This is a genomic window from Acinetobacter sp. LUNF3, from assembly GCF_022699605.1.
GTDB lineage: Bacteria > Pseudomonadota > Gammaproteobacteria > Pseudomonadales > Moraxellaceae > Acinetobacter > Acinetobacter johnsonii.
Genome location: NZ_CP093968.1, coordinates 1 through 15,076, shown reverse-complemented (window position 1 = coordinate 15,076; position 15,076 = coordinate 1). Strand labels below are relative to the sequence as shown.

The 15,076-nt window shown below is 41.8% G+C and carries 11 protein-coding genes and 1 pseudogene; 3 read left to right on the top strand and 9 right to left on the bottom strand.

All coding sequences use genetic code 11. The features are described 5' to 3' along the window. Window positions 1-14: 14 nt before the first annotated feature. Window positions 15-926, top strand: a complete 912-nt coding sequence (locus tag MN200_RS00060; RefSeq protein WP_058870659.1) for a matrixin family metalloprotease — start codon at window positions 15-17, stop codon at window positions 924-926. Between the two features lie 114 nt (window positions 927-1,040). Further along, on the top strand, window positions 1,041-1,415 hold the full coding sequence (locus MN200_RS00055; protein WP_005401765.1) for a hypothetical protein: 375 nt from the start codon (window positions 1,041-1,043) through the stop codon (window positions 1,413-1,415). 61 nt (window positions 1,416-1,476) lie between these two features. On the opposite strand, the gene erpA is transcribed toward MN200_RS00055, so the two are convergent. The 4 genes and pseudogenes from erpA to MN200_RS00035 form a co-directional block, all read right to left on the bottom strand. Continuing rightward, complete coding sequence (gene erpA / locus MN200_RS00050; RefSeq protein WP_004697409.1) at window positions 1,477-1,812, bottom strand: iron-sulfur cluster insertion protein ErpA; 336 nt, start codon at window positions 1,810-1,812, stop codon at window positions 1,477-1,479. 118 nt (window positions 1,813-1,930) lie between these two features. Then, window positions 1,931-2,944, bottom strand: coding sequence for a putative solute-binding protein (locus tag MN200_RS00045; protein ID WP_058870658.1), 1,014 nt, complete (start codon window positions 2,942-2,944; stop codon window positions 1,931-1,933). Between the two features lie 219 nt (window positions 2,945-3,163). Then, the gene (locus MN200_RS00040) at window positions 3,164-4,174 is read right to left on the bottom strand and encodes a putative solute-binding protein (protein WP_058870657.1); all 1,011 of its coding nucleotides are present in this window, start codon (window positions 4,172-4,174) and stop codon (window positions 3,164-3,166) included. Between the two features lie 254 nt (window positions 4,175-4,428). Continuing rightward, window positions 4,429-5,382, bottom strand: a pseudogene (locus tag MN200_RS00035) (putative solute-binding protein). 288 nt (window positions 5,383-5,670) lie between these two features. On the opposite strand from MN200_RS00035, the gene MN200_RS00030 reads away from it, so the two are divergent. Then, the gene (locus MN200_RS00030) at window positions 5,671-7,611 is read left to right on the top strand and encodes an ATP-binding cassette domain-containing protein (RefSeq protein WP_058870656.1); all 1,941 of its coding nucleotides are present in this window, start codon (window positions 5,671-5,673) and stop codon (window positions 7,609-7,611) included. A 666-nt stretch (window positions 7,612-8,277) separates the two neighbouring features. Here the strand turns inward: MN200_RS00030 and MN200_RS00025 are convergent. The 5 genes from MN200_RS00025 to dnaA form a co-directional block, all read right to left on the bottom strand. Then, a complete protein-coding gene (locus tag MN200_RS00025) occupies window positions 8,278-8,646 on the bottom strand; it encodes a hypothetical protein (protein ID WP_005401770.1) in 369 nt (122 codons plus the stop codon). 169 nt (window positions 8,647-8,815) lie between these two features. Then, complete coding sequence (gene gyrB / locus MN200_RS00020; RefSeq protein ID WP_058870655.1) at window positions 8,816-11,287, bottom strand: DNA topoisomerase (ATP-hydrolyzing) subunit B; 2,472 nt, start codon at window positions 11,285-11,287, stop codon at window positions 8,816-8,818. Between the two features lie 52 nt (window positions 11,288-11,339). Further along, the gene (recF, locus tag MN200_RS00015) at window positions 11,340-12,422 is read right to left on the bottom strand and encodes a DNA replication/repair protein RecF (RefSeq protein WP_058870654.1); all 1,083 of its coding nucleotides are present in this window, start codon (window positions 12,420-12,422) and stop codon (window positions 11,340-11,342) included. Window positions 12,423-12,437: 15 nt separating this feature from the next. Further along, window positions 12,438-13,586 carry a DNA polymerase III subunit beta gene (dnaN, locus tag MN200_RS00010; RefSeq protein WP_242759853.1) on the bottom strand — a complete coding sequence of 383 codons (1,149 nt, stop codon included), beginning with the start codon at window positions 13,584-13,586 and terminating at the stop codon, window positions 12,438-12,440. A 110-nt stretch (window positions 13,587-13,696) separates the two neighbouring features. Continuing rightward, the gene (gene dnaA / locus MN200_RS00005; RefSeq protein WP_004697428.1) at window positions 13,697-15,076 is read right to left on the bottom strand and encodes a chromosomal replication initiator protein DnaA; all 1,380 of its coding nucleotides are present in this window, start codon (window positions 15,074-15,076) and stop codon (window positions 13,697-13,699) included.

The following is a 15,076-nucleotide window of genomic DNA, read 5'->3' as shown; positions in this document are numbered from 1 at the left end:
TATATGAATGAAATATGCGTCAAAGTCTTTTGTTTGCTTTGCTGGGCTTTTTAGGTTTGATTCTGTATCAAAATATGCAACAGCCTCAGCTGCGTCTCAATCCCCTGCTGGATCGACTCACCCATCCTTTCGATCAGCGTATTCGCTATCGCATTGCGGAAGTCGATCCGCGTTTTGGTCTTAATGAACATGAGTTAAAGCAGATTAGCCAGCAAGCCACGGATATTTGGAAACAGGGTTTGGGCCAAGATTACTTTGTATATGACCCCAATGCTCGGCTCAGTATTCGACTCATTTATGACCAACGTCAAGATGAGTCGGTACAACGCCGCGATCAACTGTCTAAACTGACACAAAATGAACAAGGGCTGAGTCAAAAAAATACTGAACTCAAAGCCATGCAACAAAATCTGGCACGTCACTCAGGGGCCCTAGATGTGCAAAAACAGAGTCTACAGGAACTTAGCCAAAACTATAATGCCATGATCCGTCAGTATAACCAGCACGGCGGAGTCCCTGCTTCGCAGCAAGCGGCCGTACAACAGAGTTTGGTACAGCTGCGTCAACAGCAACACGTTTTAGACCAACAAATTGCCAGCTTTAACCTGCAAGTAAATGCCTACAATCAAAAGGTGGATGAACTGAATCGTTTAGATCAAGGCCATAATCTGGCCATCGACCAGTTCAACCAACGCTTTCAACCTCGATTATTCGATAAAGGACTGTTCAATGGGCGTGAAATTCATATTTATGAGTTTGAGTCCAAAGAAGACTTACGTCTGACTTTAGCGCATGAATTTGGCCATGCCCTCGGCATGAAACATCATAATGATCCGAAAGCCCTGATGTACCCAATGCTAGAAGAGCAAGATATGCAGCATTTTAGTTTACAAAGTGCCGATATTGCATTGTTTAATGCCCGTTGAAATGATGAATTGCTAAAAAAATCCCCTAATTTTAATATGTGTATGAAATACAATCACAGCACATCTTGACTCGGGTTCGTGTTATTGTAAATAATTGAATATCCACTAGAAGCTTTGGAGACGAATGTGAGTTACTACCATATCTTAATCGAAGTAAATGACCACATCAGTACGATTGAAGAAACTCGTGATATCGAAATCTTTGATATTGTTGAGATTCAACCTTATCTCCATTCTATTCTATTGCCCTATTTCAATGAGCAACTGTTAGAACTTGAAGATGAAAATTTAGAGTTTAAGGATGTTTTACATCTGGAAGTGAAACAGACGCTTTTACCAATCAATGACTTGATTGAAGAAGAACAGAAACTGTTACCGAGTGACACTGATGTCACCATTACTGCCTATGAAGTTTTTAATAACCGTGACTTAAGCCAAGATGTCACCACGATTATTTTTGACTTACTCGATGCGATTAAACTCGATTGAAAGCGAATGATTGCACATAAAAAAAGCCCTCATCATGAGGGCTTTTTTAATCAGATCAGGTTTAGATCGAGAAAGATGAACCACAACCACAGGTCGTTGTTGCATTTGGGTTTTGCACGATGAAACGTGAACCTTCTAAACCTTCAATATAATCCACCACTGAACCGACCAAATATTGATAACTCAATGAGTCAACCAACATTTTCACATCACCATTGATAAATTCTGCGTCGTCTTCATTTTGGTTTTCAGCAAAGTTAAAACCATAAGAAAAACCTGAACAACCGCCGCCCGTGACATATACACGAAGCATTAAATCTTGATTACCTTCACTGTCACGTAATTGACGTACTTTATTTGCGGCATTGTCGCTTAGTTCAAGTGCTTGGGCATTCATCTTAGATTCCTCAGTTCGGTTCAGCTGTCTTTCAAATCAAAAAGACCATATTTCAAGTATAGCATACTCAATATATGGTCCCTATTTGAATATTTAAAGTCAAATCAGACTAATTTTCTCAAGATTGTTTGTAATTTTCATCCTGTAGTCCACATTCAAAGTTTTTCGCCGCTTGCTTACAACGGAATTGCCATAACAGTTTCATCATTCGCTTATCGTAAATACCGCGGTTGGTGAGATCAATTCGTGCTTCCCGCATCATCTTTTGATAACCGGGTTGATCTGCAGCAGGCACCTGCATCCAATATTTTTGCGGAATTTCAGCTTTCATTTTACCTAAGATACCGAATGCACGCGGCAGCTGGCCTTTGACCCATTCTCGTGATTTTTGTCCATAACCTGCAGGAAATTTATCTGGACGAATAATGATATTGCCTGTGACCTGTAAAATCGGATAATTTACAATCGCCCCTTTCGTCCCCAAGCCTTTATGTAACTCTAAGGGCTTAAAAACCGCTGCAGGTGCACCAATAATATCGACTTGACCGTTATTGAACTTTGCACCAAAGTTCGTGACATCAGCACTCACAGCTTGTGCACCAATTTGTTGAACCATGACTTTTTGCGCTTGGTCATAGTCTAAAACCGCAATTTTCTTGCCTGCGGCTTTCGCCACGGTATTAATGCTACGGTCATTCACCAATAAAAAGGCATCCCCCACAGGAATCACACCTGCGACCTCGTACTTACCATTGACCATATGTTTAGCAAAAGTTGGGCTGGCCAAGCCTTGCATCACTTTAACCGCTAAATTGAGATCGGGAATCGCACCAATTGCGTCGAGTGAGCCTGTAAACGAATTAAATTGACGCCCGCGCATGCCTGTAACACTAATGGCATCGCATTTTCCTGCTTTAAAATCCTCAGCAATCACCGCTTCGTTTTGTCCGACCCGCAGTTCAATATCCGCACCCCAGTTTTTAGCCGCCAACTGATAATCTTTCATCAGGCTATACACATCACCATTTTTACCGACCAAGTCGAATACACAAACCACTTGTTTGGCTTGCGCCATCGCTGTTGCAGAAATGACTAATGTCCCGACACTGAGGCTTTTCATCCACTGTTTCATACATCTTCCTTTTGACTTATTGTTGTTTATTGTGATGAGCCATTCACTTGTGCTCTTTGTTATTTTTTAATGCCCCGAATGACACTTCATTCGGTTCAAAACCACTCATTTCCTACGCGCTATACAAATTGGCCGCTTCAAGGCCATTTAAATCGGTCGATTAAAAGCAAAAAAGAAAGCTCAATTTAAACTGAGCTTTCTTTGATTACACTCGGCAAATTACTCACCGCCCAGTGAGCATTCAAAGTTGGCTTTATCCACCGAGCAACGGGCTTTTTTCAAGACCGACATCATTGCTGGATCATAGATGCCTCGTTTGGTCATATCCATCCGGCCATCGCGCAGCATTTTTTGATATTTGGTTTTGTCTTCTGCTGTAAGATTCATTTTGTATTTTGCAGGAATGCCTGCTTCTAAACGACCAATCATCGCGATGCTTTTCGGTAGGTTTTTCACAAACCAATCTCGCGATTTTTGTCCAAAGCCTGCTGGAAATTGATCTGGGCGAATCACAAAGTCAGCTGTCACTTGTAGTACAGGAAAGTTAAACATAGCGCCGTTCGTGCCTAAACCTTTATAAATTTCTAAAGGTTTATAAGCATAAGCCGGTGCGCCGACCATATCAACTTGACCATTATTAAACTTCGCCACAAAGTTAGACACATCGGAAATCACCGCTTGCGCACCGACGCGTTGTACCATGATTTTTTGGGCATCGTCATAGCCCAAGACTGCAAACTTTTTACCTGCCGCTTTTTCAATGGAATTAATACTTTTATCTCGTACAAAAATAAAAGCTGAACCTAAAGGTGCAATCCCTGCCACTTCATATTTTTTACCGCTAAGATTGGTCACCATTTTGGCAGCATTACGCTGATCCAATGCAAAAGTAATCGCACGTTGTGCAATGGCATTGCTTGGAGCACCACCCAATGCATCAATAGAACCGACAAATTTATTGTACTGGCGCGCACGCATAGCGGTCATAAACACGCCATCACACTTGCCTGCTTTAAAGTCATTGTCGGCAACTGCTTCATCTTGACGAGGGATCAAATTAATTTCAGCCCCCCAGCCTTTTGCCGCCAAAGCCCATTCTTGCGCCATTTGATACGACTCACCGGATTTGCCAAGCAAGTCAAATACACAGATGTCCACTTTAGCCGCTTGTGCTGTTGACGCCATACCAAAAGCAGAAAAAGCAGCGAGTGCGAGGGTTAATTTTTTCATTCTTGTGTCCTTGTTCGTTTTGTTGTTTGACAGGTGTCCATACACATGCAAAATATTAAGCAAGTTAAAATTAAAAAAATAGAGCATTTACTCAAAAATCACTGTCAATTGGGCAAATTTTTTTCTTTTCTCTCATTTTTATTTTCACAGGATTAGTAAAAGTATTTGAAATTCATCCTATTAAAATAAAAAGCCTGCATCATCCGTTTTACATGAATGATGCTTAATATTACAAAGAAATACAGATTTTCGCCTTATTCACCGCCTAATGAACATTCAAAATTGGTGCGTTCAACCGTACAACGGGCTTTTTTCAACACGCGCATCATGCCTGAGTCATAGACTCCTTGTTTGGTTAAATCAATGCGCCCTTCGCGTAGCATACGCTGATATTTTTCTTTATCTTCTTTACTCAGTTGCATTTTGATTTTGCTTTGAATGGCCGCTTCTAGTCGATGCACCATGGCAAAGGATTGCGGGATTTTTTGTAAAAACCATTGTCGCGATTGCACGCCAAATTGAGCAGGAAAACGCTCGGGTCTGACAATTAAATCTGCAGTGACATTGACTACGGGAAAGTTAAGCATAGCCCCTTTAGAGCCTAGACCTTTTTCAATTTCTAAGGGTTTATAGGCATATGCAGGTGCAGCAACCACATCGACTTCGCCTGTATTAAACTTTTTTATAAAATTGGAAATATCCGACATCACAGGTACAGCGCCCACTCGCTCTACCATCACCCGTTGGGCCCGGTCCTAATGCAGGATGGCAAATTTTTTACCTTGTGCTTTCTCAATAGTATTCAAATTTCGGTCTTTGACAAAAATATAAGCTGAACCAATTAAGCCAATGCCTGCAACTTCATAGTTTTCACCTTGTAATGTGGTGGTCATGCGCTTGGTATTACGAGGATCGAGTACATATTCCACGGCCTTTTGTGCAATTTTATTGCTTGGCACTCCGCCTAAGGCATCAATCGAACCAGCGAACTTGTTATACGTACGCGCGCGCATCGAGGTCATATACACCGCATCGCATTTATCATTTTGAAAGGCTTTATCGGCCAAGTCTTCGTCCTGAAACGAAATCAACTGTACCTGTGCGCCCCATTTTTTACTGACCAAAGCCCATTCTTCTAAAAATTTATTAAACTCCCCTGCTTTACCCAGTACGTCGAAGACACACACCTGCCGCTTCGCTTGCACCATACTTTAGAAAGCGCACAGTGCTAGCGTCGATAAAATAAAAAATCCTTTTCTTTTCATTATTATCCCTTCATATTTTTTGTTTTACTGGGGAAATATATCTGTGTGCTATTCCTCAATATAGGTCAAAAAAGGTCAACTTTTGGCTTTCCGACCAAAGGTCAAATGGTTTCATCCTCCCCTTATAAAGAAACGCTTAGAGATTTCAGTTCAGATAAATTTTGAATGTTTAGTCTTTTGCTGACGCATCCATTAGAATAGGCGCACCTTTTTCTGATATTTGATAGTTCCATGATTCAGCTTGATCAAGTTTCATTGCGCCGTGGTGGACGAGTGTTATTTCAAAAAGCCTCCATGCAAATCCATCCGGGTTGGAAAGTTGGTCTCACCGGTGTCAACGGTGCTGGAAAATCAACCCTGTTTGCTGCGCTCTTAGGCTCAATCGGTCCTGATGATGGCACCCTAAGCCGCCCTGCCGTATGGACGGTGGCGCACATGGCACAGGAAGTAAAAGCCTTAGATATGGCTGCAATTGATTTCGTCCTGACCGGTGATGAAGAATATTGGAACATTCAACAACAGCTCAACCATCCTGAACAGTTAACTGACACTGAACTGGCTGATTTACATGGCCGATTCGACGAAATTAACGGTTATTCCGCACCCGCTAAAGCCGCTCAGCTTATGGCGGGTCTGGGTTTTATGGAACATCAAAACCAACTCTTAGTTTCGAGTTTCTCTGGTGGATGGCGAATGCGTTTAAACTTAGCGCGTACTTTGATGAGCCGTTCGGATCTATTATTACTGGATGAACCAACCAACCACTTAGATCTCGATGCTATTTTATGGTTAGAAGATTGGTTAAATGCCTATACGGGCACCCTAATTTTAATTTCGCATGACCGCGATTTCTTAGATGCGATTACCAACCGTATTTTGCATATCGAAAATCAAGAACTCACCCTCTATAGCGGTAACTATTCTACCTTTGAAACCACTCGTGCAGAACGCTTAGCACAACAACAACAAGCCTATGAAAAGCAGCTCGAAACACGGGCACATATTCAAAAATATATTGACCGTTTTAAAGCCCAAGCCACTAAAGCACGTCAGGCACAAAGCCGAATTAAACAATTGGAACGGATGCAGCTGCTTGCGCCTGCACATGTCGATACCCCTTTTACCTTTAGCTTCCGTGAACCCACTAAAATGAGTTCACCACTGCTGACTCTAGAACAGGCTGATATTGGTTATGGTGAAAAACTGATTGCCACCAATATCAACATACAAATCACCCCGACGAGCCGGATTGGCTTATTGGGGATGAATGGTGCAGGTAAATCGACTTTAATCAAATCTTTGGTCGGTGATTTACCTTTATTGGCAGGACAACGTAAAGCCTCAGAACTGCTAAATATTGGCTATTTTGCGCAGCATCAAATGGATTCACTGGATGAGTCGGCCAGCCCAATGCTGCAATTGGCACGCATTGCGGATAAAAAAATCAGTGAAGCGACCTTACGTGCCTTTTTAGGCAGTTTCGGCTTTAGTGGCGAACGGATGGATACCCCTTGCGAGAGTTTCTCTGGTGGCGAACGTGCACGTTTGGCACTGGCTTTAATCGTGTGGTTACGTCCCAATGTCTTGATTCTAGATGAACCGACCAACCATTTAGACTTAGATATGCGCCATGCCCTGACCATGGCTTTACAAGACTATGAAGGTGCTGTGGTCTTGGTTTCGCATGAACGCCAACTGATTGCCAGCGTGTGTGATGACCTCATTTTAGTCCATGCTGGAAAATCGACCGAATTTGAAGGTGATCTACACGATTATGCCAACTGGTTACGCCAAGCGCGCCTAGAAATGATTAAACAAGGTGGAATCGTAGCGCCGATCGTGTCTAAAGTCAGCACTCAAAAAACCATCGTTTCTAAAGTTGATAAAGAAGCGCAGCGTAAATTAGCTGCACAGCGCCGTGAACAAACGCGCCCGATTCGTAAAAATATCGAAAAATGTGAAAGCCTGCTGGCAAAACACCAGCCACGTTTACTCGACATTGAAAGTTTACTCGGTGATGCTGGCCTATATGACGCTGCACGCAAAGATGAACTCATGAAACTGATGAATGAGCAAACCGAACTTAAAAACCAAGTCAGTGAAGCTGAAGAACAAATGCTAGAGCTGATGATGGAGCTTGAGGAGCTCGAAAGCTCATTCGAAAACGAATAATCTTTCCTCATACACCCTGCCCGCTCTGTTTATGCATGGCGGGCATTTTTATGTCTTAACCATTTTGATTGATTTACTTTGCTGCAACACCAATCGATCTCGAAAAACGTGCCTTTTCGGTCTATGCATATAACTCAATAGGAAATGCACCCAAATAGTCTGAGCATTTTAAGAAATCATAAGTGATTGAAATTAAAATTATTTCTTAATAAATAAAGCGATAAATTGATTGATTTTTATTGTTTAGATATTCTTAAAAAGCAAAAAATTTGATTGTTTAATTTAGCTTAATTAATTGAATATTCAATTATATACAGTCCTATTTCCATGCATTTCACAGCTTAAAGCCAAATACAACCTTCACAACAGACAGCGAATATCCATCATGTTCAGACATGCACCTTTCAACACAATAAGTTTTGAATTTAAAAAGAGGGAATAAATTTAAAAGATCCGATTTAAATTTAAAAAATAACGTATGGTTTTAAATTTAAAAAATAACGTATGGTTTTAAATTTAAAAACCATACTTAAAGCAACTGTGGATAAAATTATACGTATTTTAGCAACTGATATAAAGTGCTATTTTTATTTATCCACAGGCTAATGTTGTTTATTTATTCAGTTGTTTTAGGCAAATCCATCCTCTTTTTTGCGCTCTTTTTCCTTAATTTAATACGGCTCTTTGCGCCTTTAAAAACCGTAATTCTTGTATTTTCCATCCCTGATCGAAGACCCATGTTTCTTGGATTTGTTGGCGATTTTCAACCAAACCGATCAAGACCTGACAGCGTGTTTGGTCACGGTTAAACTCAAATTCTTCAAATTCGACATCGGGTTTTTGAGGTTTCCAAACCCCATTTTTCACAGCATGTGCGATCTTTTCATAGCGCGTATAGTTACTCTCCACACGATCAGCTTGCTCATAGACCACCTTAAAATGCTCATCTTCATATTGAGCTAAAACTTCATAATTGCCCGTAAAAAATGCATTCACCCAAATGTCGCGTACTTGTTCTAGTTGATTATCCATCATAATGACCTCACATTTTGCACTGTGCAAAAGACTTGATACTCACATCATGACATCGCTATAAGTCAGTTTAATAACAGTGTGCATTGCTTATATTTTATTCAAAATCATAAGAAATGCTGTAAAAAAAAGCACCCCGTAGGGTGCTTTTTTGGCTTATTTTGTAAAGCGCTTAGGCATCAATATCCGCATTCAATGCATTTTCTTCAATGAATGCACGACGTGGTTCCACATCGTCACCCATCAAACAAGAGAACATACGATCGGCTTCAATCGCATCCTGAATGGTAACTTGCAACATGTTGCGGTTTTCAGGATCCATAGTCGTTTCCCAAAGCTGGTCCGCATTCATCTCACCCAAGCCTTTATAGCGTTGAATCATCATGCCACGACGGGAATCAGATAAAATATGCTGCCATACCTGATGGAAGTTAGTAACTGCAATCTTGCGATCACCTTTTTGTAGGTATGCGCCATCTTCCAACAACGTGAACCAACTCTTGGAGTTTTTCAACAAACGGGCATATTCACCAGAACCCAATAAGCCTGCATCTAATAAGTAGCTGTGCGGCAGATTGTGTACATAGATGGTGATACGAGGTAAGTAAGTCTCGATCTTTTGACCCTCTGCCAGTTCTTTTTCAAACGTTTCTAAGCTTAACTCAGGACGCAAGCTCGGTTGAATCTCTGCCACAGCACTGCGCACTTGTTCAGCCCACTGCTCAACATAAGCTCGGTCATGGTTTTGATCAAGCTTAAAGCCTTCAACCGAAATCAACGCATCTAAGACACTGGCAGGATAACGTACAGTTAAACGCTGTAGGCTCTTCTGAGATGTTTGATAGTCTGCAATCACATTCGCTAAAGCTTCACCACGGATTGCTGGTGCAGCGTCACTGATATGCAATTCAAGCTCATCAATCGCGTTTGAAATTAAATAGGTTTCAAGCGCATCATTATCTTTAAGATACTGCTCTTGCTTGCCTTTTTTCAGCTTATACAGTGGTGGCTGAGCGATATAGATATAACCACGTTCCACCAGTTCAGGCATTTGACGGAAGAAGAAGGTCAACAATAGGGTACGAATGTGCGAACCATCCACGTCAGCATCGGTCATGATGATGATTTTGTGATAACGTAATTTGTCCGGATTGTACTCTTCACGACCAATACCACAACCCAATGCCGTGATCAGGGTGCCGACTTCTTGAGATGAAATCATCTTGTCAAAACGCGCACGTTCCACGTTTAGGATTTTACCTTTCAACGGTAAAATCGCTTGCATCTTACGGTTACGGCCTTGTTTAGCTGAACCGCCCGCAGAATCACCCTCGACCAGATACAATTCAGACAATGCTGGATCTTTTTCTTGGCAATCCGCCAGCTTACCTGGTAAGCCTGCAATATCTAACGCACTTTTACGACGCGTCATTTCACGCGCTTTACGTGCCGCATCGCGGGCACGTGCCGCATCAATGATTTTGCCTGCAATTGATTTTGCAGCTTGCGGGTTTTCAAGCAAATATTCAGAGAATGATTTATTCATTGCCTGTTCAACCGCAGGTTTCACCTCACTTGAAACCAACTTTTCTTTGGTTTGTGAAGAGAATTTTGGATCAGGCACTTTCACTGAAACAATCGCGGTTAAACCTTCACGGGCATCATCACCAGAAACGGCTACTTTCTCTTTTTTGAGTAAGTTTTCGTTTTCCATGTAGCTGTTTAGACCACGCGTTAATGCCGCACGGAAACCCGCTAAATGCGTTCCACCATCTTTTTGTGGAATGTTGTTGGTAAAGCAACGTACATTTTCTTGATAGGTATCATTCCACTGCAACGCCACTTCAACACCAATGCCATTTTCAGCCTGTACGGTGAAATGGAAAATGTGGTTCAGATGGGTTTTGCCTTGGTTAATATATTTCACAAACTCAGACAGACCGCCTTCGTAGTCAAACACATGTTCTGCATGAATACGCTCGTCACGCAAAACAATGCGCACGCCCGCGTTTAAGAAAGACAATTCACGTAAACGACGCGCCAAAATATCAACATTGAAAATGGTTTGGCTAAAAGTTTCAGCACTTGGCCAAAAACGGACAGTTGTTCCTGTCGTATCCGTATCTCCCACAACAGTCAGTGGGTAAACAGGATCACCGTGTTTATATTCTTGTTGATGAATATGACCTGCACGATGAATGGTCAATTCCAACTTACGTGACAAGGCATTCACAACTGATACGCCTACACCATGTAGACCACCTGAAACCTTGTAGCTATTGTCATCAAACTTACCACCCGCGTGCAGAATGGTCAAAATCACTTCTGCGGCAGAAACCCCTTCTTCAGGGTGAATATCGGTCGGAATACCGCGCCCATTGTCCGATACACTTACAGATTCATCTTCGTGAATCGTCACCAAAATTTCATCACAGTGACCTGCAAGCGCCTCATCGATCGCATTATCCACCACCTCAAACACCATATGGTGTAAGCCTGAACCATCATCCGTATCACCAATATACATACCCGGACGTTTACGTACTGCGTCCAATCCACGTAATACTTTGATACTAGAGGAATCATAAGCTTTTTCTGTGGTTTGTTCCGTTTGAGAAGCAGCTTGTTGATCTTCTGAACTCATGGTTTCTCCCTAGCGAAAAATAGGTCTATCCCGTGATGGGTAAAATCTAAAATCATTGTGCGACAACTTGAACTTGACCGTTTTCAACACAGAATAATTGATAAGAAATAGATAAATCATGTAAGTGATTTTTGACTGATTCATACTCTAAAGTGGTAATAAAAACTTGACTACCCAGTTGGCTCAATCGCTCAATTAAACGTTGTTGTGCTGTTAAATCTAATTCTGCTGTCAGATCATCTAATAATACCACAGTTTCCTTATTACAAGCATGTAGCATTGCAATCTGTGACAGTTTTAAGGCTATGATTAACAGCTTTTTTTGTCCTCGTGACAGCACTACATCGGCATCGCCAAGGCTTGTTTTTAAACGTAAATCTGCCTTGTGTGGACCATACTCGGTATAGCGCCGTTCAAGGTCTTTTTGATGGTGACTTTGCAGGTCATTCAGTAACCCTAACTCGGTATGAAAGCCAGGGCTATATTCTAACTGAACCTCGATATCTGGTAGCAGGTGTTTTAAATCTTGCTCAAAAAAGCCCTTCCACTGCTCTACAATGCTGACGCGCTGCGAATGCAACATTTCCCCATAATCACTGAGCATTTTGTTCCACGGCTCCAAATCTGCCAGACTTAGATTCCGTCGTGTTTTAAGTAAACTATTACGCTGTTTTAATGCCCGTGAATAATATTGCCATGCATGATAAAACTCAGGTTCCACGTGGAACATCAGCCAATCTAATAGTTGCCGTCTAGGCTTGGCACCATGATCAATAATATCGGTACTTTGCGGATCAATCAGTTGCAAAGGAAGAATTTTAGCCAATTGACCTTGAGTGGCAATGTTGTCGCCATTGACCTTGATGAGCTGTTCACCAGACAACAGCTTTTGCATCCCTATTTTTTCAGAACTGGATTGGGCAAAGACAATCGCGTCTTGGGTGTCGGTTTGAATATAGTGTTTCGGAATATGGGTCCGAAAGGAACGCCCAGTCGCCAGCAGATGAATGGCTTCTAAAATAGAGGTTTTACCTGAACCATTTTGTCCATAAAAAACATTAAACGGTTGCAATCCATGGAGAGCAACCGTTCTGAGATTTCGAACACGTTCGATGTTTAAACGCGTGATTTGCATGCCTGAACCTAGGGCTTAAACACGCATTGGCATGACCACATAGGTCTGATCTTGGTGGGCTGGGTCTTGCAATAGAACCGATTGATTTGCTTCAGTCATCGTCATTGACACATCATCACCATCCAATGCACCTAAGACTTCCAAGATATATTGGGCATTAAAAGACATTTCCATTGGCGCATTATTGTATTGAATCGCCAAATCTTCTACGGCTTCGTCTTGCTCTGGATTATTGGCACGCAGCTGCAAAGTGTCTGCGGCAAAGTTTAAGAACACACCACGTAGTTTTTCATTACTTAAAATCGAAACACGTTGTAAAGATTGCTTAAAGACATCATGTGCAATTAACACATTTTTATCCCCACCACGTGGAATCACACGGCGATAATCAGGGAACTTACCGTCAATCAGTTTTGTGGTGAAACGAACCGTGGTATTCCCTTGTTCTTTGTCACGACTGGCAATAGAAATGGTCACATTCAATAGTTCACGACCGATTAACAACGCCAATTGTTCATCTTCAATGCTCAATAAACGTTGTAATTCGCCCACTGCTTTACGTGGAACAATCGCTTGAATCAATTGAGTCGCATTTGAGCTAGCAACAGTTTCACACAGAGCTAAACGGTGGCCGTCTGTGGTCACTGTACGCAGTTGATTATTATCAATTTCAAGTAAGGTTCCCGTGAGATAAAAACGCACATCCTGCACCGCCATAGCAAATGCAGTTTTTTCAAATAGGCGCTTTAATTCGCGCTGTGTCACTGCAACTTGCGTGCCTTGCGTGTTCTCTGTGGTCAATAACGGGTAATCTTCAGCCGGTAAAGTCCCCAACACAAAACGGCTATTACCAGACTTTAAAATACAACGTTGATCTTCAGTAATTTGTAAGTCTATCAGTGCTGCAGTCGGTAAAGATTTGCAAATATCCATCAGCTTACGTGCAGGAACGGTCGTTTCACCCGCTTGTAAACATGCCCCTTCCGCAAGCGTGGTACTTGCAACCAATTCAACTTCTAAGTCTGAACCTGTGATCGTCAACGATGCTTGGCTCACTTGCACTTTAACATTTGAAAGAATGTTTAAAGTATGGCGACGTTCAACCGCTCCTACGACATGTGATAGAACATTAAGTAAGCTTTCTTTCGCGATTTTTAAACGCACGATACATTCCTCGAAAAACTGAAGATAAAATAATAAATAAATGTGTTTTTAGCAGTGTACTATGCGGCAGAACATGCCGCATTGCAAGAATAGAATTTGAGCAATTTTGCTTAACTTTGCAGCAAGCGTTGCAAGTTTTTATAGTCCTCATTGAAGATCGGATCTTCATCGCGCAGACTTAAAACTTTTTCACAAGCATGCATGACGGTACTGTGATCTCGGCCGCCAAAAGCCATACCAATTTCAGGGAAACTATCTCCCGTTAGCTCACGTGCCAAACCCATTGCCAATTGGCGCGGACGAGCATAAATACGGGTACGTTTAGGCCCAACCAACTCTTTGAGTGGGATTCTAAAGTACTCACTCACCACACGTTGAATATTTTCAGTACTGATGGTTCGTGCACGAATGGCCAAGACGTCTTTTAATGACTCACGCACAACATCCAAATCAATAGCTGTACCCTTAAAACGTGAAATGGCCACCACTTTATTCAGTGCACCTTCCAATTCACGTACGTTTGCAACCACTTGTTGCGCAATAAATAACGCACAGTTTCTCGGTAATTCCACATCATTGCTTTCTGCTTTTTTCAGCAAAATTTCAATACGGGTTTCAATATCAGGTGGCTCAACCCCAACCGACAAGCCCCACGAAAAACGTGAAACCAAACGTGGATCTAATTCCGTTAATTCTTTTGGATAGCGATCTGAAGTCAGAATAATTTGCTTAGATTCATCCAAAAGTGCGTTAAAAGTATAGAAAAACTCTACTAAACTCGCCTCTTTACCCGCCAACAAATGAATATCATCGACCAACAATAGATCTAAAGATCGGCAATTTTTTTTAAATTCTTCCACTTTGCCTTGTTGTAAAGAACTAACAAAATCTTGAACAAAGCTTTCTGCCGTCATATACATGACACGTGCATTCGGTTTGGCTTGCAACAAGGCATTGCCCACTGCTTGCATTAAGTGTGTTTTACCTAAACCAGTCGGGCCATATAAAAATAAGGGATTGTGCTGAGAAGCACCTAACTGGGTTAAAACCTTACGACACGTTTCAGCAGCCATTTGGTTTGAACGACCTTCCACAAAAAGTGAGAAGGAAAATAAAGGATTTAACTGGCGTTTACGGCTGTTTTTAGAATTCCCTTCTTCTTTTTCTTTTTTCGGACGCACAACAGGTGCTGGAGCAGACTCTAAAGCTGCAGTCGTCGTTGCAGGTTGCTCACTCGCAGATAAAATTGCACCCGGGCGTGAATCGACTAAAATTTCAACTTTACGTACACGCCCTTCAGAGAGCTGCTCCACTAAAATTGTAATCAATTCTAGGTGATGTTCTTGAATGTAACGTGTCCAATAGGGATTGGGAGCATAAAGACGTAGTGTGTCATTTAACTCTTCTGCAACTAAAGGGCGTATCCACATTGTAAAGACATTCCCAGAGAGCTCTTGTCGCAAGCGAGTTAAGCAGTCCGTCCAAAGCAT

Coding starts and splice junctions, on each gene's coding strand:
- MN200_RS00025 (WP_005401770.1), bottom strand. CDS start 8,646: ATGATGGATAATCAACTAGAACAAGTACGCGACATTTGGGTGAATGCA.
- MN200_RS00045 (WP_058870658.1), bottom strand. CDS start 2,944: ATGAAACAGTGGATGAAAAGCCTCAGTGTCGGGACATTAGTCATTTCT.
- gyrB (WP_058870655.1), bottom strand. CDS start 11,287: ATGAGTTCAGAAGATCAACAAGCTGCTTCTCAAACGGAACAAACCACA.
- MN200_RS00060 (WP_058870659.1), top strand. CDS start 15: ATGCGTCAAAGTCTTTTGTTTGCTTTGCTGGGCTTTTTAGGTTTGATT.
- recF (WP_058870654.1), bottom strand. CDS start 12,422: ATGCAAATCACGCGTTTAAACATCGAACGTGTTCGAAATCTCAGAACG.
- MN200_RS00040 (WP_058870657.1), bottom strand. CDS start 4,174: ATGAAAAAATTAACCCTCGCACTCGCTGCTTTTTCTGCTTTTGGTATG.
- MN200_RS00030 (WP_058870656.1), top strand. CDS start 5,671: ATGATTCAGCTTGATCAAGTTTCATTGCGCCGTGGTGGACGAGTGTTA.
- dnaA (WP_004697428.1), bottom strand. CDS start 15,076: ATGCTTTGGACGGACTGCTTAACTCGCTTGCGACAAGAGCTCTCTGGG.
- erpA (WP_004697409.1), bottom strand. CDS start 1,812: ATGAATGCCCAAGCACTTGAACTAAGCGACAATGCCGCAAATAAAGTA.